Origin of the sequence: Leptospira tipperaryensis, assembly GCF_001729245.1 — a bacterium.
Taxonomy (GTDB): Bacteria; Spirochaetota; Leptospiria; order Leptospirales; family Leptospiraceae; genus Leptospira; species Leptospira tipperaryensis.
Genome location: NZ_CP015217.1, coordinates 2,688,368 through 2,706,160 on the forward strand (window position 1 = coordinate 2,688,368; position 17,793 = coordinate 2,706,160).

Consider the following 17,793-nt stretch of genomic DNA (forward strand, 5'->3'; position numbering starts at 1 on the left):
AAATTTCGGGTGGCGGGAAAAACCACTGCGGACTTTCCTCTATCACAAAATTCTAAATTTTGCAAGAATAAATCCCCGTGTAGGAACTTCACACAAACCCCTTTTCTCGGGACGATTCCCGTCGTCTCTCCTCTGAATCCCAAAAAAAATCTGTCGTAACTCCGACATGTCTTCCTTGAAAATAAAAAAGCCCGGTTTTTAACGCCGGGCTTTTTTATTTTCCTTAAACGAGAGGAGCGCTTCCCAAAGGGTCCACACTCTCCCAAATTAACAGGAATAAGTAGTAAGAAATTCGAATGGGTGAGGTCTTCCTTCCCAAGGCCAAATTTCAGTTTCAAACTTATAAGCTTTGTAAGTTTGAAGGAAGTCTTCAGTAAACACGTCTCCCTTTTTGAGGAAGTCTCTGTCCGCAAGCATGTGCTCCACCGCTTCTCTCAAAGTGTGAGGCATCTGCTGAATTCCTTTTTCACGGATTTCATCCAGAGAAAGTTCGAAAAGGTCTTCTTCCCGAGGTGGACCCGGATCGATTTTCTTTTGAACTCCGTCGATACCCGCCATCAACATCGATGCAAAAGCGAGGTAAGGATTCGCGGAAGAATCAGGAAAACGGAATTCTACCCTTCTTGCTTTGTCTCCGTTTACGAAAGGAATCCGGCAAGAAGCGGAACGGTTCTGAGCGGAATACGCCAGAATCGAAGGAGCTTCGAAACCAGGAAGAAGTCTCTTATAAGAATTTGTGGAAGCATTTGTAAATGCCGCACAAGACTTAGCGTGAGTTAAAACACCGCCGATATAATTCATCGCAGTGTCGCTTAAGTTTTGGTATCCTTTCCCAGCGAAAAGATTCACACCGTTTTTCCAAATAGATTGGTGACAGTGCATCCCGTTTCCGTTGTCTCCGTAAAGAGGCTTCGGCATAAAAGTAGCGGTTTTACCGTGTTGGTGAGCGACCATCTTAACTACGTATTTCAGTTTTTGAACGTTATCCGCAGCTTCAATCAGAGTTCCGAATTTTACTCCGATCTCTCCTTGACCTTGCGCAACCTCGTGGTGAACCACGAAAGTTTCCATTCCAATTTGGTGAAGAGTCTTAACGATAGAAGCTCTCAAATCAACTTGAGAATCCACAGGAGCTACCGGAAAGTAACCACCTTTCGTTCCAGGACGGTGACCGGTATTGGTAGCGCCAGGGAAATCAGTGTGAGAATTCCAAATCCCTTCCGAAGAATCGATTTCATAGTATTGAACGTTGATTGCGTCTCTTACTTTGATGCTGTCGAAGATAAAGAATTCGTTTTCAGGACCGAAGTAAGCGGTGTCTGCGAGTCCGGAAGACTCGAGATATTTCAGAGCTTTTTTCGCGATGGAACGAGGACATTTTTCGTAAAGAGCGCCTTTGTAGATATCAAATACGTCGCAAAACACTACGAGTGTCGGATCCGCAGTAAATGGATCTAAGAAAATCGCGTCCGTATCAGGGATCAATTGCATATCAGATCGATCGATTGGTTGCCATGCAGGGATGGAACTTCCATCGAAAGGAAGACCTTTGAAAGATTCTTCACTAATGGCAACGGTGTGATAAGATACGTGGTGCCAAGCTCCTTTGATATCCGTAAAACGGAAATCGTAGAAAAGAACGTTATTCGCCTTGGCGTATGCGATAACTTCACTAGGTGTTCTGGACATTCTATTCTCCTATTTGTCTTCGAGTATTAATAACTAATCTCTAATTCACGCTCAGCGTGCGTCTGTAGATTCGATGCAAATTTCGTACCATTGGATGGAAATCCACGGTTTTCCGAAAAAAAGAGTCAGTTCTACTCTTTGGATCCGTTTTGAAGACGAATCCGGAATCAGAGTAAAATTCCTTGAACATCAGGCAAGCCCTAAAATACAATGCGGTAGCAGATTTTATCTTTTTTCCAATCCCGTTGGCAACTAGCTTAAATTTCGTACAGACCCGGTACCGAGAATTTACATTCTGCATAAATATTATCCAGCAATGAGAACCAGATGAAACAGATTCAATTCCTGACCGAAGCGGCCCTAAAGAAAATGGTCGACAGAGAAACGATGGAAGTCTTATTCTCAAAAGATCAGAGCTCCGAAACCGCTCTGAAAGAATTCTATCGCCAATTGAAACATTGGGCCGGGGAACAGAACGCAAATTATTGTATCGAATTTCCGGAAACAGCAATCGAACAATCGCCACTTCCCGATTTGTTACGCGACACGGATCGTTCCATTCAAACCCTCGCTGAATTTTCCAATTCTCCCCATAAAAAAAATCCATCCGCGACGTTTCCGGCCTTTGTCTGGAAGAATTTGTTTTACTTTCCTTTTTCTTCCAAAGAAGAATCCGTTGCGTCCAAGATTTCTTTTCTGGAGGAAAAAATTCAGGCCGAACGATTCCGAAAGACAAAGGAGAATTCCGAATCGCAGATCTTTCAGTTGGAGTTTTTGATTTCTTCAGAAACAAACGATTCTTTGGAAAGAATTTTAGAAGCGGAAATTCCCGAGAACTTCGTAGAAAGAATTTTAGAAAGGGGAAATCAAAAAATTCTGATCACACCCAAACTCGGCGCGGTTCAGAGTTTGTTTGCGATCTATCTTTTTAACGAATGTATTTCCGATCTTGAATTTACGTTTCAGAGTTTAAGAATCGATCTTTCTTGGATGAAAGAAATTCTTCCGATTTGGACCGAGCGTTCGGGAAACGTTCTCGCGGGACTCGATTTTGAAAACGCTCCGGTTTATGAAGAATCGTCTCTGGAGATTACGGTTTCTCCTTGGCTCAGCGCGTCTTTCGTATTCTTAGTTTTAAATTCTTCGATCTTGGATGCTTGGGAAAAATGGGAATCCGGAAATTCCACGATTTCAAATTCGAATCCGATTACGAAGTTTACGAAAAGTGAATCCTGGAGAGATCTTACGGAACATCGTTTTGCGGCTCGTGTCGCGAGACATTTGGAAAACGACGAGAAGTTCTTTTTTGATCTTCTTCAGAAAGAATTCGAAGTTTCCAAAAAAATCTTAGATTCTCACTTGGATGTTCGTAAAGAAGAATTGGAAGAGATCGAAATTCCGGAACTACTAGATCGTCTCAAGATCATCCAAGAATCTTCTCAGAATATTTCCGCCGACGAATCGACAAAGGAAGTTTGGAAATCTCTTCAATCTGCGACGAGCGATTTGATTCTTCAGAAATGGAAGGAACGAAACTCGCTCTCGACGAAAAAAATTGACGAAATCGCAAGCGCTTCTTCCTGGAAATCTCTTATTGAAATCTGGAAATCCTGAATCTCAAGAAACCTTGACAGGCCGATTCCCTTCAAAAAAATAGCACTGGAACCGACTTGTCGGGTCCAATAAAAGCGGCGACGTAGCTCAGCTGGTTAGAGCAACGGAATCATAATCCGCAGGTCCGGGGTTCGAATCCCTGCGTCGCTAATAGTTTCAAGGAGAAGACATTGAAATATCTCTTTCTAATGATTCTTTCTTTCTTCCTTCTGGCTCAGTCTGTGCCAGCTCAGTCCCCGGTGTGTGCCGAAATCTGCGGATTTTATTCGGGATGTGTGGAGCAAAACGCTCCAAGAAAGTTAAGCGCGGACGAAAAAACAAAGGTGAAAGCCGGTTGTTTGAATTCCTGCAAAAAACATTCGCAAGCTGTTTCCGCTTGTTTCGAGAACCACAAAAATCAGTGCAAACCGTTTAATGAGTGTATCGTAAACGCTTACAACGCGAACAAGAAATAGACTTTTTGAAAATCATTCTTCTCAAGATTTGGATGGAATGATTCCGATCAAATCTTCTTTAGTTAAAATGTAAAAGAGCGGGTTTACCCGCTCTTTTTTTATACTCTCCTACTTTAAAACAAAATACCGAAACCTTCCTTTCAATAAGATGAAAAACGAAGATCGATCCTCTGTTTCGTTCTTTACTTCTATATAAATACTACCGAACACTTTTACAATCGGATGTTACTTAGGCTTGAAATACAATCGCGGGTAAATTCTAAATTTTGAATATTCTTTCTGCGATCCTCTCGGCTTCCTGAGAAAATCATCGGTTTCTTTGTAATCGATGGAATGGCTGATTTTTAGATCAGAAGAGCGCGGTCAAAGTCTTTGAAGATCGGATCCAGTCCCGCTTTTTTTAGAGAATCCACCAATTCCGACATAGGACGATCGTCCTCGATTTCAAATTGTTTGAGCGCGCCCGAGTTGGAATAACCGCCCGGTTCCGTTTTGGATTCCACTGACATGCTCGTGATCCCAAGACCCGCGAGACGATCTCTGAGAGTTTTGGATTCTCTCGTGGAAAGAACGAGTCCTATGTCCGGAAACGAAATACGAAGTGCGAGAAGATAACGAACAAAATCACGGTCGTTCACGGGAATGATCTTTTGAAAGTCCCCGGCCGCAGGCCGCATTCTCGGAAGAGAAATCTGAAAAGAGGTTCTCCAGTATTCTTTCATTAGATATTTCGCATGTTCCCCAAGTTTATACAATTCTCCCAGAGGATCCGAGAGCCCGAGTAATACCCCGAGTCCGATCTTTCGAAAGCCGGCCTTCCCTCCTCGGTCCGGAGCTTCCAAACGATAACCCATGTTTTTTTTGATTCCCCGGTAGTGATTTTCCGCGTAAACTTCTCTGTCATAGGTTTCTTGATAAACGATCAGACCTTCGACTCCGGATGCGATCACGGATCGATAGTCGTCCGTATCCAAAGGATAGATTTCGATCGAGAGAGAATCAAAGAATTCTTTTAAAATAGAAATTGCATGAAGAATATAGTCCAAGTTGGTTTTACTATAATCTTCTCCGGTTAGAATTACGAGATGACGGATTCCTTTTTTTTTGAGAACTTCCGCCTCTTTGTAAATTTCTTTTTCAGTTAGGGTTTTTCTCGGAATCTTATTTTCATAACTGAATCCGCAATAAAGACAAGAAGAACGGCATTCGTTGGAAAGATAGAGAGGCATAAAAAGTTGAATCGTATTTCCGAATCTTTCTCTTTTGATTTCTTTCGATAGAAAGGCCATGGGTTCGAGATACGAAGAAGCAAGAGGAGAAACAAGTGAGAGATAGTCTTGAAAGTCGAGGGGGATCCCGGAAGATGCGCAGTGAAGGGCTTTTTCTATGTCTTCTTTTTTTTTGGACCGGATGATTTCCGAACCGGTTGCAAACGGAGTCTTATCAAAAAGATCCGTGAACATTTCTTTCCTCTTCGTCTAAAAAACCGGTGAGCGGACTCGATGCGGATGCTTCCCATTTGAATTTCGCTCCGCTTCCGCCGTAGAGACGAGCCAACCTTCCCGCCGTTGTCGCGAGTTGAAAAGCTCTCGCGACCGCCACTGGATCTTTTGCGATTGCGATCGCGGTGTTTACAAGAACCGCGTCCGCTCCAAGCTCCATCGCTTCCGCGGCGTGGGATGGAAGCCCAAGGCCCGCGTCCACCACGACCGGAATCTTGGATTGAGAGATGATGATTTCGAGATTGGTTCTTGTGGTGATTCCCAAATTGGATCCAATCGGGGAACCCAAGGGCATCACCGTCACACAACCGGCTTCTTCCAGATGTTTACAGAGAATCGGATCCGCGTTGATGTAAGGAAGCACCTTAAAACCTTCTTGGACAAGAATCTTTGCGGCCTTGAGGGTTTCTATCGGATCGGGTAGCAGATAGACCGGATCGGGCGTTACTTCCAGTTTTACCCAATCTCCCGCTCCCAATTCTCTCGCGAGAATGGCAAGACGCACAGCCTCTTCCGCGTTGCGAGCTCCGCTCGTATTTGCGAGAAGAAGAATTTTGTTTCGATCGATATGAGAAAGAATATCGTCTTCGGGAGATTCTAAATCAACTCTTCGAAGCGCGACCGTGACTACTTCCGTTTCAGATGCTTCAATGGCCCTTTGCATGATATGCCCGGAAGAAAATTTTCCGGTTCCGAGAAAGAGTCTGGAGTGAAAAGTCTTTCCGGCGATTACGAGAGAATCCGGACTTTCTTTGGGGGAAGTTGACATTCTTCTGTAGAGATCCTCCGAGGCGGCTCGCTCGTCAAGAAGGCTTCAAAAATTACAGCCTTCCTTTTTACAATTTTGGCTTAGAATGGGAGCGATATTTTCTTCGTATAAAAACGGACATAGGGAATTTCGCTTATCATTTTCGATTCTAACCTCGACTCAATTCCAAAGTCGTCTCCGATTCTCCATTCCAAACAAAAGAATTCGATCCAAGTAGAAGTCCCTTTTTAAAATGCGATCGTTTGAAAATGACTCAATTGACTCAACCTTTCGTCCGGGATAACGTTTTGAATTTTTTCTTCGAATAAAAAACCATGCTTTTGAATCTCGGAAGCCCGGAAATCTACTTAGGTAATTCTTATATTCAAAATGAGAAGAGCGGGAAAAAACCTTCAATGACATACATTCAATAAATTTGATATATTCCTTTATATCTATTTTTATTAATAAAAACTAATTATTTACAATTTTTTCTAAGTCCATTGATGCAAAGGTGAAACCTTCCAAAGCTAAACGTTCATTCGATTTTTCTACAATACTTACACGAGCCAAAGAATATGCATGCAGTTCCGATTCAGAGAAAAAAGAAAGTTATGATCGTGGAAGACAGCCTACTCGATCTACAAGTGATCCAACATCACTTAGAGAAGGATTACGAAACGATTTTAGTGCAGGATCCGAACCTGGCGATCCAATTGGCGAGAACAAATCAACCCGATTTGATTCTTATGGATATCGTCATGCCGAAAATCGGCGGTGTGGAAGTCTGTCGTAAACTAAAGAACAATCCTCAATCAAATCAAATCAAATCAAATCAAATCAAATCCTCTCGATTGGAAATCAGTCGAAGACTGGCGATCGCCTCCGAATACAAAGACAATGATACTCGGGACCATATTCTAAGAATGAGTAAATACAGCCAAGTATTAGAAAAACATTATGAATTTTCTTCGGAAGAGATCGAAGAAATCTACAACACGTCGGCAATGTACGACGTCGGTAAAATCGGAATCCCGGATGCGATTCTTAGAAAGAACGGTCGATTGACTTCGGAAGAATTCGAGATCATCAAAACGCATCCGCTCATCGGGGCTAATATTATAGGGGAACACGAAACAGGTCTTCTCAAAGTTGCGAGAGAAATTTGTATCGGACATCACGAAAAATGGGACGGCTCCGGCTATCCCTACGGACTCAAAGGAGAAGAGATCAGCGTATCAGCAAGAATCGCATCGGTCGCAGACGTCTTTGACGCTTTGACAAACAACCGCCCCTACAAAAGCGGATGGCCGATCGGACAGGCGGTGAAATACATACGATCACAGGCGGGAACCTCTTTCGATCCGGCGATCGTAAAAATCTTCGGCGAAAAGATGGTCGATCTCTTGAAAGCGAAAGTTGAATTTACGGCTCACACTCAGATGAACGGCGAGGAAACACGAAGCGAAGAAAGTATCGCATAATCTCCCCTCTTTCAAAAAGGCATCTAAAAAAAAGGGTTTCAAAAGGGATTTTTTTTCTAAAACAGACGACGTCCGATTCTTTCCCGGAACCGGAAAGAATATGGGACAAATCTTTTTAAACACGAATCGAGAAATTAAATCTACTTTAGTTTTATCCAGGATGAACGTGGAGACGATCCTAATTCCTGAAAAATATTTGAATCGTTTGAGCGAAAAAGAAAGAAAAGCGCTTCCGAAACGAATCCTACCACTTTTGAGGAGATACCAAAAACTCATTCTTTCCCTGAAGAGAATCAATAGGAACGCGAGAAAGACTCTTTATCAGAGGGATCAAGGAAAACTCATTCGAATCAATATGAGAATTGATACCGGAATTTGGGCTCTCCTCGGTGTCTTGGCAGCGGCGCACGGAGTCTCTCGCTGTTTTATGGTAAATTACCTCTTCTGGTTGGAGGATTCTGGAGGCGGAATTTACCTTGATAGAATTTTGAATGTGGGATGTCCCACCTTTCAAAATATCTACAGCTATATCTGGCACCTAAATCTACTAAAAAACGAGATTACAAAAAGGTTGGAATTCGAACCAAATCCTATTCACGTCCTATCACCGGAAGATTTTCCCTAAAAATTCAATCTTCGATCGAATCTCAAAACAATCTATGTTAAGAGAATTTAATATGCAAATTCTCTTAACATAGATATACTCTAAAGAATCTGCCTAGTTTTGCTTTTCTATGAACCCGCCGCGCTCTTTTTTCAAAACACCGATTCTATTAAACCGCGGCCTCGGTCACTCTCTCCGCGAGATGAGAGGCTTCGTCGAGTTTCAAAGAAAGAATTTTAGAAATTCCGGGTTCTTCGTTCGTTACACCGAAGATAGAATTCGCTCTGTTGATCGTGGATTGCGCGTGCGTGATCACAATGAACTGAGATTTGTCTTTAAACTTATCCAGGATCTGACAGAAGCGAAGTTTGTTCGCCTCGTCCAAAGCCGCGTCAATCTCATCCAAGAAACAGAACGGAGAAGGTTTTACCATGTAGATCGCAAACAAAAGCGCAATCGCCGTCATGGATTTTTCACCGCCGGAAAGAAGTCTTAGGTTTTGAACGTGTTTGCCGGGAGGTTCCGCCATAATTTCAATTCCTGCGTTTAAGCTGTCTTCACTTTCGGTAAGTTCAAGAATCGCCCTTCCACCGTTGAAAAGTGTGGAAAAGGTTTCTTGAAAATTCTCGCGGATCTTTTCAAAGGTTTCTCGGAAGAGTTTTTCGGATTCTTCGTTGATTCGATTGAGAACGTCTTCCACGTCCCCTTTCGACTTTTCGATATCTTCTTTTTGAACACGATGGTGTTCGTAAATTTCTTTGACACTTCTATATTCTTCGATGGAAAGAGGGTTGATCGATCCCAACATCTGAATGTCGGACTTGAGACGTTTGAGTTTGACTTCTTCCTTGGTTCTTTCCAAGTCTCTCTTTTCAAACTCGGCGCTCAGCTCTTGTTCCGAAATCGAATAGTCGTTGTACAATTCTTCGGTGAAAGAATCGATCTGCACTTTCAGACCGGAAGCCGTTCTTTCTTTTTCAGTCAAAACGGGGATAAGATTCTTAAAATCGTCCTGATTTTTCTGAATATCGTGTTTGAGAGTTTGTATTTCTTTTAAGATATTACGAAGCGTTTCTTTTTCGGATTCTAAGGCGCGGCTCATATCTAAGAATTCGTTGTAGCTCGACTCGATCTGTTGTTCGAGTTCGGAAACTTCTCTTTCGAATTCCTGTTTTTTAGCGATTACGTTCTGGATAGAATCCTTTGCGTTCTGGATTCTTTTTTCGATTTCTTCTTTTCTGAGCCCGATCGCTTTCGAAGCTTCGAGTCTTGAATTTCTTTCGGATCCGAGTTCCAAAACCTTCTTTTCTAAGAATACGGTTTGTTCCTTGTTCGCTTCCAGATCTTCTCTGAGAGATTCGATCTTTAAACCCGAGTCTTTGATACTTCTTGTGAGGTTTTCGTTGTCCAGGATGAGATCTTCGATCTGCTGATCCAAGGTTTCTTTGCGCGAAAGAAAACCGTCCCGATCAAAAAGAATGTTTCGGATCATATCTTCAAGATGAACAAATTCTTCCAACTTGGATTGAACGTCTCCGAGATCGAGCGTTTCCAAAACCGCAGCAATCTTAGAATTGTCCGATAGTTGTAGATTGTTTCGTAACTCTTGGATTTGAACCGCGTATTCGGACATCTTGGAAAGAAGAAATTCCTTGAGTTCCTTTCTGCGAGTTTCCGTATCGATGGCTTCTTTTTTTCTGGATTCGAGTTGGCTGATCAATTCAAAGATGACTTCTTTGAGTCTTTCTCTGAGTTCATTGTGAGCCCTGTCATTCGCGCCGATCTTGGATTCTTTTTCAAGAACGCTGTGATTTTCGTCTTCGATTTGTTTTTCAAGAACCAGTTTAGAATTTTTTAATTTAGCAATTTCTTCCTCGAGGAGTTCTACTTCTCCTTGGAGTTCGGAACATTCTCTTTGGATTCTTTCCAAATCGATGACGAGAAGACTCAGAGAAGATTCTTCGGAGTTTAGAGTTTCCGTCATATCGGAAATTCTTTCTTCGTATTCGAGAATGATCTGCTTGTTCTTTTCGATCTTTTCTTTTTGGATCTTGGTTTGAGAAAGGTGATCGTATAATTTTTTATCGATTTCGGAAACTCGTTTTTCGATCTCAGCTTTATCTTTTTCTAATACTTCGATTCTTCCGGTTTCTTCGCTGATCGTTTCGAGAAGAGTTTGATTCTTATCCTTAATGGATTGGAGTTCCTCTTCGGAAGCCTTTAGTTTTTTTGTAAGAGTGCTGTATTTGAGATAACGGATGATCTTATCCGTTTCGTCTAACTCGGCCTTGAGTTTAAAATAGGCCTCCGCTCTTTCGGCTTGTTTCTCCTTGACTTCCATTTCCTTTTTCATGGAATTCATGATGTCTTGGATACGAAGAAGGTTTTGTTTTGTATCGTCCAGACGTTTGAGGGCCTCTTGACGTTCCACTTTGAAACGGGAAACACCGGCCGCCTCTTCAAAGATCAATCTTCTTTCTTCCGGTTTGGAATGGAGAATCCGATCCACCTTTCCTTGCTCCATAATGGAATAAGAAGACTTTCCGATCCCAGTATCCATGAGAAGTTTTTCGATGTCCTTTCTCTGAACTCGGGAATCGTTGATGCAGTATTCGTTGTTCCCATCCAAATAAAGACGACGAGTCATCTTGACCGAGGGATAATCCATCTTGATCAGTCTCGAAGTATTATCAAAGATCACCGAGACTTCGGCGTAACCGGCGGGTTTGCGAGCTTCGGAACCGTGAAAGATGACGTCGTCCATCTTATCACCGCGAAGTCCCTTCGCAGACTTTTCACCGAAGACCCATTTTACTGCGTCTACGATATTCGACTTACCACTTCCATTCGGTCCTACTACGGCGGTAAATCCCGGGTCGAGAAGAACTTCCGTCTCGTCCGCAAACGTTTTGAATCCAACAATATTCAGGCTTTTTAAATACATAGTTTTTGTGTTTTTCAATTCCGGATCTTCCGGAAAGATGATTCCAATTGACCAGATTTCGGCAGGGAATAGAATGCACCCTGGGTTATTATGTCTCACAATCTCTCTGAAAAGACAAGAGAAATATTCGGGAAAAAGCCGTACTTATCCCTCTATTTCCAAAGACAACCCGACCCGAGCGTCCAATTCACACTCAAGGCCGCGAAGAATCCGGAAGAATGGTTTCTCGACTTAAACGGGCGCGCGCTTTCGAGCGCGGTGGCCCCTTTGACGCAAGCGCTTCGATCCCTTCAGGCGCAAAAAATTTCAGCGACCGATTTGGTCGCGGTGATCGGGCTCGGAAATCCACATCTTATCTACGAAGTTCATAAGAATTTAGAACCAGGTCAGATTCTTCTTTTGATAGACGAACATCCCGAACTGATCTTTCCTCTTTGGGACGGGGTTTTGGAACCGGTGATGGACGTGCCCGGAAGACATTTGTTCCTCGGACATTCCGCGCTCAACCTCCTCTGGAATTATATGGAATCTCTTCCCGTCGAAAGAGTTTCCGGGATCCGAATTTTTCGTAACGCCGCGAGCACTTCTCTCAACGAATTGTATTACAGCGAACTGGAGATCAAAATTCGAAAGATTCTCGCTTCGAAGATGAGCGATCTTTTGACCAAGTTCGAGTTTGAAAGAATCTGGGTTCGAAACACGTTCGTGAACACCGCGAACTTTCCGGATTCTAAAAATCCCCGAACAAGAATCGAACTTTTAAAAGAAAAATTTGCAAACACTCCGGCGATGCTCGTCTCCGCGGGACCTTCTCTTCGAAGTCAGTGCGAATGGATTCGTAAGATCAGAGACAAGGTCTTTTTATTTTCCTGCGATACTTCCTTAAAAGCGCTCCTCAAATTCGGAATCGTTCCCGACGGTGTGATCACACTCGACGCACAAACTCATTCTTTCTTTCATTTTATGGGCGCTGAATCATCTAACGTTCCTTTGTTCGCGGATTTGGTAAGTTCTCCTCCGATTCTAAGATCTCAAAAATTTTCCAAAGTTGTTCATTCCTTGACCGCGAAGTATGTGGTGGATGCGAGCGGCGAACTTCGAAGAGAAGTTACGGCAGGTTCTAAAACCGCTGAAAAAATATTAGGTCCGATCGGAGACATTCAATCCGGTGGAAGCGTCGCAACGACTGCGTTTGACCTGCTTCGAAACCTTGGATGCAAGCCGATCTTTTTGGTGGGTCAGGATCTTGCTTATTCGGGAAGAGAGATTCATTCTACCGGAACTCATCACAACGAAAAATGGCTCACCCTTTTAAAACGAACTCAGAGTCTCGAAAGAATCAACGAGATGATCATCCGAAAACGGGACACTCGTTTGGTTCCGTCCGCGGGTGGTGGAGAGGTTTTGACGGATTACGTTTTGGACTTATACCGTCACTGGTTTGAGGAATCCTTTAAGACCCTCAACTTTCCGGTTTACAACGTCAATGTTCGCGGAGCCAAGATTGAAAACTGTGAAAACGTTTCGATCGAAGAAGCAGACTCGATACTTACACAATTCCCCGATCACGGTTTTTTCTGGAGAAAATTTCTTCCCTGGAGTGACGAACAAGACCCGGAAGTTTCTTTGGAGACCGCCGAAAACTTTCGAAAAGATCTTTTAGAAAAGATCGGGAACGTCCTGGAAACATTTTCAAATCCTTCTCAAAGGGAAGAATCCTATGAAACGATTCTCGCTCTTTTTCGAAAGCTGATCGTAGACTGGGAAGATTTGGGTTACTTGGTTCGAAAGACGGAAATTTATATTCTCAGACACAGAGACACGTTAGACGAAACAAGAAAGACAAATCTTTTTTTAGCCGCAGTTTTGAAGGAATTTACGGGCTTAAAACGAAAACTTCTTTCGGGAATCGAAACGAATCCGTTCTGAAGATAAAAGCCGCCGCACATACATTTCGAAGCCAGCCCCCATAGAGTTACGAATCTTGCCGCAAGTTAGAAAGCGATTTAGAAACAACAATGACTTTAATCATGCTTCCTGTAGGAACTCCGACAGGAATAAATCTTCTTGACAACATGCAATTTCTGTGATAGAGAAAAGTCTCCGGAAATTTTCCGCCTCCCACCCCTCCACCCAAAATTAGGGAGGGGATTTCGTTCAACGGGGGTCGTCGTTCTTACGACAAATCCTTTTCAAGAATCAGTACACATGCGGGAAAGTCACGATCATCGGTCGGAGAGAAGAGCGAAGAGCGAAGCGATGAACCTGAAACTCACCCTGGATCGGCTTTCAGAGAAAACTCTGAAAGAATTTTCTCCATCGCAAAATCATCTTTTTTGCAAGTGAACGTCTCCCTCAAGAATTCTCGTGGGAACTCCTGCAAAAATACCTAGAGAAACTTCTGATTCTAAAAATGAAAAACAGGAAACCTGTTTTCGAACAGATCGTTCTTCTTGAAACCGAATCTCCACACAATTCTTAGATTGAAAAACCGTTTCTCGGTAATCCCGAAGGTAAGTAATTTCTCTCATCGGAAAATTGCCGGAACCTTGGATCTTCGAAATCACCGTCTGTCGCTTCCCGTTCTCGATTGTTCTTACCTGAAAGGCAGTGGTTTGAAGTGTAAGACAGAGTTTATCTTTCTTTCGAGGTTGCAGAAGATACCAGTCGCTATTCTTAGAAGGTGTGAAATCGATCAGCCAAAAACTTCCGTCGGAAAATGTAGTCTTCTTTATTTTGAGATTTTCATCTTCGTTTCCTTTGGGACCTGCGATCGATTCGATCCATTGATCTAAAGACGAATAGCAAGTTCCTACAAAACCGTTCTGATTCTGAGCCGATAAGGGAAATGGTTTCCAGAGACAGAGACAACAAGAAACCGTCATCATCGCGGAAACAAAACGCAACTTCATCTTATATGCGGGATTTTTTTTAGGGAGAGGCTAAATTCTTTTTAGATACGGGTAAGAACCCGTTTTTTTTAAGAACTTTGAAAACGGAGCCTTAGTAGGAACTTCTCTCAAGTATGAGTTCCTACTTTTTAGAATCTCTCAGGCGTTCAAATCGATCAGATATCCTCTGCGAGTCGCTTGATCGTCCGTATTGACTCCCACCTTTGCGATGTTTCTCGCTCCGGAATTTACGCTTTCCAATTCGGAAAGTGGATGAAGACGATCGGGCATGTTTCTGATCGTGAACTCGGATTTTGAAAATTGGCGAGCGCCCGGTGAACTTTGGAGTGCAAAATTGATTTCTTTGAGCATGACCTGCGAATGTCCTTTTCTTTCAAGATAACGACAAATTTAGAACTTTGTAAAGCGAAAATCAATTTTGAATCTGAGGAGAAAATCCCCATTTTGTCCCAAGATTCGAATTCTTATAAACCATCGAAATTGAAATTTTCAGTCTCGACTTCCTCTTCTATCGTCGAGGATTCTTCCAAGTGCACCTCTTTTTCCGGATCTTTTTTCTTTCGTGGCAACAAATCCATTTCATCCTCTTCCTTCGCTTTCATAAGAAGAGAAAAACCTTTCGGTTCTCTCACGAATTCGGGAAAGTATTCGTAAAATAATTTTGCGGATACGACGCGGAACTTGTATGGATAGGCGCTCTTGTATGTCGGAGAAAGTTCCACGTCCGGTAACTGTTGAAACTGGATTCTATCCTCAAAGTCGTTAAACTCTTGTTTGGTGTAAACGGGAAGTCTTTCCGTGATCAAATCTTTTAAGATGATCCAGTCCAACTTGAAACGCATTCGATAACCTTGAAACGCGGAGGATCTCTGAATTAAATTGACCAGTCTTTTGAGAGGATAATCCCGTTTTGCATACGGAGTCAGATAGATCAGAAGATATCTCTGAGAAAAACCGAGAGGTTCCCAGACTCTCTCCGGAAAAAGTTTCCCCTCTTCTTCCTTTAGGTCGTCGAGAATGGACTGTAATTCGGGAACGATTTCGGAATGATCCGAATAGAACTCTTGTTTTTCAACTTCTCCAAATTCTCCATAATAGAGCCATTTGTAAAGGTCGGCGATTTCAAAGACGGGATGATAGATCAAAAATCGATCTAAGAATTCGATCTTTTCTTCGCGAGTTTTGTTATCGTCGATTTCTCTCTGAATCACTTTTTTGATCCTCGTTTTTGACCGCAAACAACTCGGACTGATTTAAAATCCGAAGTATGTTCTCTCTATGAGTCAGTATGATCCCGATAGAGATAAAAATCATGGTTCCTAAGACCCAATACGAAATTTCTTCGTGTAAAAGAAGAACCGAGGAAAAAGCATAAACGAGTGGAAGAGTTAGGGAAGCAAAAATTGATCCCAGTGAAACAAATTTAAAAAATTTATAAACCGCTAAAAAGACAAGAACCGCACCCAGACACGCGATCGGAGTCAAAACCAAGAACACGCCTAACGCGGTCGCAACTCCCTTCCCGCCGCGAAAACGAAGAAAAGGAGAAAACATATGTCCGAGAACCGCCAAAACCCCGCAGAGGAGTTGAAACGGAATTCCTCCTTCCGGAAGATATTGACCGGAAAGATAAACCGGAAGCGCTCCTTTTGCGACGTCCAAAACCAAAACCGGAAAACCGTATCTCCAACCGACCAAACGGCCCACGTTCGTCGCGCCGATGTTCTTACTTCCGGATTTACGAATGTCCACTCCGGCCAATCGAAACGCGATCCAATATCCAAAAGGAATGGAACCCGCGGCAAAACTTAGGAAAGCGAATAAGAGGAAATTCATTTTCTATCCGAGCGAAACTCCAATTGAACCGGGATCCCTTGGAGTTCATAGGTTTCCGTAAGTTTCTTTTTCAAAAAAGAAACGAGGTTCGGTTTGAAGTAGTCCACGTGATTTACAAACAGAATGAGATGAAACGGAGAAGTCGACACTTGCGTGCAATACAACATCTTCGGCGGCTGATGAGCGGAAAAAGATCTTCCCGCGAGTCCCATCCAAGACTTGAGATTTTTGTTCAACTCGGAAGTGCTTACCTTTCTCTGGGAGCGAGTCGCGAGATCAAAGGCGAGATCCACCAGTTTTTTGACGCGGAGTTTTTCGGTCGCGCTGATCGTTATGATCGGGACTTCGTTTAACAAAGGAAACCGACTAAAGAGTTTTTCCTTATATTCTTTGAACGTTTTGTCGCTCTTGTCTTCGATGGAATCCCATTTGTTGACCGCGATCAAAAACGGTTTTCCTTTTTCCTGAAGAAGCGAAGTGATCTTTTTATCAAAATCCCCGAATCCTTTTTTTGCGTCCAGAAGATGGATTACAAGATCGCTTCCGTCTATTGCCTTGAGAGTTCTCTGATACGAATAAAATTCAAGAGCTTCCGCGGATTTACTGTGTCTTCGGATCCCGGCCGTGTCCGTCAAAAGCAAACGTCTATCACCAAATTCTAATAGAGTATCGACCGAGTCGCGTGTGGTTCCGGCGACGGCGCTCACAACGGCTCTTTCGTAACCGCAGATCGCGTTTAACAAACTGGATTTTCCGGAATTCGGTTTTCCTACGATCGCGAGACGGAATTCGTAGTCTTCTTCCGCGAGAGGAAGCGGTTGTGCGTCCTTCTTCTTCGCCGGATTCATCTTTTCGATCCAGACTTTTCCGAGCTTTCTTCCGCTTAAGAAAAATTTAATCTTTTCCAGGAGAAGTCCTAGATTCTTTCTTCCCACCGCGGAGATCGGAAGGACCTCGGCGAGACCCATTCTATAGAATTCTTCGAGATCGAACTCGTCGAGTTCCTTGTCCGCTTTGTTTACGCAGTAGATGATCGGCTTACTCGCGACTTCCGGTTCCCTTCTTAGATAACCGAGAAGAGTATGATCCGCCGGAGTGACCTCATTCTTATCCAATAAAAAGATGATGAGATCGGAGGCCTTGAGTTGTCTATAAGCGGCTTCTAATATGGATTGGGCAAGCGTATCGGGATTGTCGATATCGAGTCCCGGAGTATCGCAGAGATAAAAATCCAAGTCCTTGTCTTCTTGATAGATTCTCGCGGAAAGAACGTCACGCGTCACACCGGGATAGTCTTCGGTGATCGCTAATTTCTTTTTTAAGAGCGCGTTGAAAAGCGTGGACTTTCCGACGTTCTGTCTTCCCACGATCGAAACTACGGGAATGATTTCACCGGGTTCTTTTCGAGGAGCTTTGATCGGAACGATTTCGTCCGATTCTTCGGTTGTTTTTTTTCTGGCTTTAGCCATATAGATCCTAATTTGAACTGCCTAAGAATCGTAACGATTGGAAGATTTTAAGGCGCGTGCGATTTCTTGCTGCGCGTCTTTTTTCTGCATGTCATCCCGTTTATCGTGTATCTTCTTCGGCTTGGCGACGGCGATCTCCACTTTCACTCGAAGGTTATTCTTAAAATAAACCTTGGTGGCGACGAGAACCAAACCCTTTTCTTTTACCTGACGATCCAACTTTTCGATTTCCCTCTTATGCAGAAGAAGCTTTCGAGCTCGGATCTCCGGATGATTGGCGTAACCTCCGTTTTTATACGGAGTGATGGAAAAGTTTTCTAAAAAGATTTCGCCGTTTTTGATCTTGGCGAACGCGTCGGTAAGATTTCCTTTTTTTTCACGAAGACTTTTGACTTCGGATCCGGTCAAAACGATGCCCGCTTCGATGAATGAAATCAATTCGAAGTTGAACTTGGCCTTTTTGTTGACCAAGGGCGAATGCCCGGATTCTTCTTTTTTGTCTGCCATCTTACTTTGTTAAACCGTCTTCTTGGACG

Annotated in this window: 15 protein-coding genes and 1 tRNA gene; 6 read left to right on the forward strand and 10 right to left on the reverse strand. The window is 43.1% G+C overall.

Features of this window, described 5'->3' with window-relative positions:
* Positions 1-267: 267 nt before the first annotated feature.
* Positions 268-1,689 carry a type I glutamate--ammonia ligase gene (glnA, locus tag A0128_RS12700; protein ID WP_069607861.1) on the reverse strand — a complete coding sequence of 474 codons (1,422 nt, stop codon included), beginning with the start codon at positions 1,687-1,689 and terminating at the stop codon, positions 268-270.
* A 327-nt stretch (positions 1,690-2,016) separates the two neighbouring features.
* On the opposite strand from glnA, the gene A0128_RS12705 reads away from it, so the two are divergent.
* The 3 genes from A0128_RS12705 to A0128_RS12715 all read left to right on the forward strand — a co-directional run bounded on the left by A0128_RS12705 (position 2,017) and on the right by A0128_RS12715 (position 3,758).
* Positions 2,017-3,303, forward strand: coding sequence for a hypothetical protein (locus A0128_RS12705; protein ID WP_069607862.1), 1,287 nt, complete (start codon positions 2,017-2,019; stop codon positions 3,301-3,303).
* A 76-nt stretch (positions 3,304-3,379) separates the two neighbouring features.
* Positions 3,380-3,453 (forward strand) — tRNA-Met (locus A0128_RS12710).
* A 20-nt stretch (positions 3,454-3,473) separates the two neighbouring features.
* A complete protein-coding gene (locus A0128_RS12715) occupies positions 3,474-3,758 on the forward strand; it encodes a Cys-rich protein (RefSeq protein WP_069607863.1) in 285 nt (94 codons plus the stop codon).
* A gap of 344 nt (positions 3,759-4,102) precedes the next feature.
* Here A0128_RS12715 and thiH read toward each other — a convergent pair whose 3' ends face one another.
* Both thiH and A0128_RS12725 read right to left on the reverse strand, forming a co-directional pair.
* On the reverse strand, positions 4,103-5,221 hold the full coding sequence (thiH, locus tag A0128_RS12720; RefSeq protein WP_069607864.1) for a 2-iminoacetate synthase ThiH: 1,119 nt from the start codon (positions 5,219-5,221) through the stop codon (positions 4,103-4,105).
* Complete coding sequence (locus A0128_RS12725; RefSeq protein ID WP_069607865.1) at positions 5,202-6,029, reverse strand: thiazole synthase; 828 nt, start codon at positions 6,027-6,029, stop codon at positions 5,202-5,204. Before A0128_RS12725 ends, thiH begins: the two co-directional genes overlap by 20 nt.
* Positions 6,030-6,586: 557 nt before the next feature.
* Here A0128_RS12725 and A0128_RS12735 point away from each other — a divergent pair.
* Both A0128_RS12735 and A0128_RS12740 read left to right on the forward strand, forming a co-directional pair.
* Complete coding sequence (locus A0128_RS12735; RefSeq protein ID WP_069607867.1) at positions 6,587-7,492, forward strand: HD domain-containing phosphohydrolase; 906 nt, start codon at positions 6,587-6,589, stop codon at positions 7,490-7,492.
* A 100-nt stretch (positions 7,493-7,592) separates the two neighbouring features.
* Positions 7,593-8,117 (forward strand): DUF1564 domain-containing protein, encoded by a 525-nt coding sequence (locus A0128_RS12740; RefSeq protein ID WP_069607868.1) that lies wholly within the window; start codon positions 7,593-7,595, stop codon positions 8,115-8,117.
* 148 nt (positions 8,118-8,265) lie between these two features.
* Here the strand turns inward: A0128_RS12740 and A0128_RS12745 are convergent, their stop codons facing one another.
* Positions 8,266-11,040: a chromosome segregation SMC family protein gene (locus A0128_RS12745; RefSeq protein ID WP_069607869.1), complete on the reverse strand. Its 2,775-nt coding sequence runs from the start codon at positions 11,038-11,040 to the stop codon at positions 8,266-8,268.
* 90 nt (positions 11,041-11,130) lie between these two features.
* Here A0128_RS12745 and A0128_RS12750 point away from each other — a divergent pair, with 90 nt between their 5' ends.
* Entirely contained in the window at positions 11,131-12,969 is a 1,839-nt protein-coding gene (locus A0128_RS12750; RefSeq protein ID WP_069607870.1) for a motility associated factor glycosyltransferase family protein, read from the forward strand.
* Positions 12,970-13,367: 398 nt separating this feature from the next.
* Here the strand turns inward: A0128_RS12750 and A0128_RS12755 are convergent, their stop codons facing one another.
* From A0128_RS12755 to smpB, 6 genes are all read right to left on the reverse strand, one after another.
* Positions 13,368-13,952, reverse strand: coding sequence for a hypothetical protein (locus A0128_RS12755; protein WP_069607871.1), 585 nt, complete (start codon positions 13,950-13,952; stop codon positions 13,368-13,370).
* 138 nt (positions 13,953-14,090) lie between these two features.
* A complete protein-coding gene (locus A0128_RS12760) occupies positions 14,091-14,303 on the reverse strand; it encodes a hypothetical protein (protein WP_069607872.1) in 213 nt (70 codons plus the stop codon).
* Positions 14,304-14,416: 113 nt separating this feature from the next.
* Positions 14,417-15,163: a hypothetical protein gene (locus tag A0128_RS12765; RefSeq protein WP_069607873.1), complete on the reverse strand. Its 747-nt coding sequence runs from the start codon at positions 15,161-15,163 to the stop codon at positions 14,417-14,419.
* Positions 15,138-15,788: a glycerol-3-phosphate 1-O-acyltransferase PlsY gene (plsY, locus tag A0128_RS12770; protein ID WP_069607874.1), complete on the reverse strand. Its 651-nt coding sequence runs from the start codon at positions 15,786-15,788 to the stop codon at positions 15,138-15,140. The genes A0128_RS12765 and plsY overlap by 26 nt, the downstream gene beginning before the upstream one ends.
* The gene (der, locus tag A0128_RS12775; protein WP_069607875.1) at positions 15,785-17,257 is read right to left on the reverse strand and encodes a ribosome biogenesis GTPase Der; all 1,473 of its coding nucleotides are present in this window, start codon (positions 17,255-17,257) and stop codon (positions 15,785-15,787) included. Before der ends, plsY begins: the two co-directional genes overlap by 4 nt.
* Positions 17,258-17,278: 21 nt before the next feature.
* A complete protein-coding gene (smpB, locus tag A0128_RS12780) occupies positions 17,279-17,764 on the reverse strand; it encodes an SsrA-binding protein (protein WP_069607876.1) in 486 nt (161 codons plus the stop codon).
* Positions 17,765-17,793 lie beyond the last annotated feature (29 nt).

What these genes read in the sequence shown, in the direction of transcription:
- glnA (WP_069607861.1), bottom strand. Translation starts at nt 1,689, where the DNA reads ATGTCCAGAACACCTAGTGAAGTTATCGCATACGCCAAGGCGAATAAC.
- thiH (WP_069607864.1), bottom strand. Translation starts at nt 5,221, where the DNA reads ATGTTCACGGATCTTTTTGATAAGACTCCGTTTGCAACCGGTTCGGAA.
- A0128_RS12745 (WP_069607869.1), bottom strand. Translation starts at nt 11,040, where the DNA reads ATGTATTTAAAAAGCCTGAATATTGTTGGATTCAAAACGTTTGCGGAC.
- A0128_RS12755 (WP_069607871.1), bottom strand. Translation starts at nt 13,952, where the DNA reads ATGAAGTTGCGTTTTGTTTCCGCGATGATGACGGTTTCTTGTTGTCTC.
- der (WP_069607875.1), bottom strand. Translation starts at nt 17,257, where the DNA reads ATGGCTAAAGCCAGAAAAAAAACAACCGAAGAATCGGACGAAATCGTT.
- A0128_RS12740 (WP_069607868.1), top strand. Translation starts at nt 7,593, where the DNA reads ATGGGACAAATCTTTTTAAACACGAATCGAGAAATTAAATCTACTTTA.
- A0128_RS12760 (WP_069607872.1), bottom strand. Translation starts at nt 14,303, where the DNA reads ATGCTCAAAGAAATCAATTTTGCACTCCAAAGTTCACCGGGCGCTCGC.
- plsY (WP_069607874.1), bottom strand. Translation starts at nt 15,788, where the DNA reads ATGAATTTCCTCTTATTCGCTTTCCTAAGTTTTGCCGCGGGTTCCATT.
- A0128_RS12735 (WP_069607867.1), top strand. Translation starts at nt 6,587, where the DNA reads ATGCATGCAGTTCCGATTCAGAGAAAAAAGAAAGTTATGATCGTGGAA.
- smpB (WP_069607876.1), bottom strand. Translation starts at nt 17,764, where the DNA reads ATGGCAGACAAAAAAGAAGAATCCGGGCATTCGCCCTTGGTCAACAAA.
- A0128_RS12725 (WP_069607865.1), bottom strand. Translation starts at nt 6,029, where the DNA reads ATGTCAACTTCCCCCAAAGAAAGTCCGGATTCTCTCGTAATCGCCGGA.
- A0128_RS12705 (WP_069607862.1), top strand. Translation starts at nt 2,017, where the DNA reads ATGAAACAGATTCAATTCCTGACCGAAGCGGCCCTAAAGAAAATGGTC.
- A0128_RS12750 (WP_069607870.1), top strand. Translation starts at nt 11,131, where the DNA reads ATGTCTCACAATCTCTCTGAAAAGACAAGAGAAATATTCGGGAAAAAG.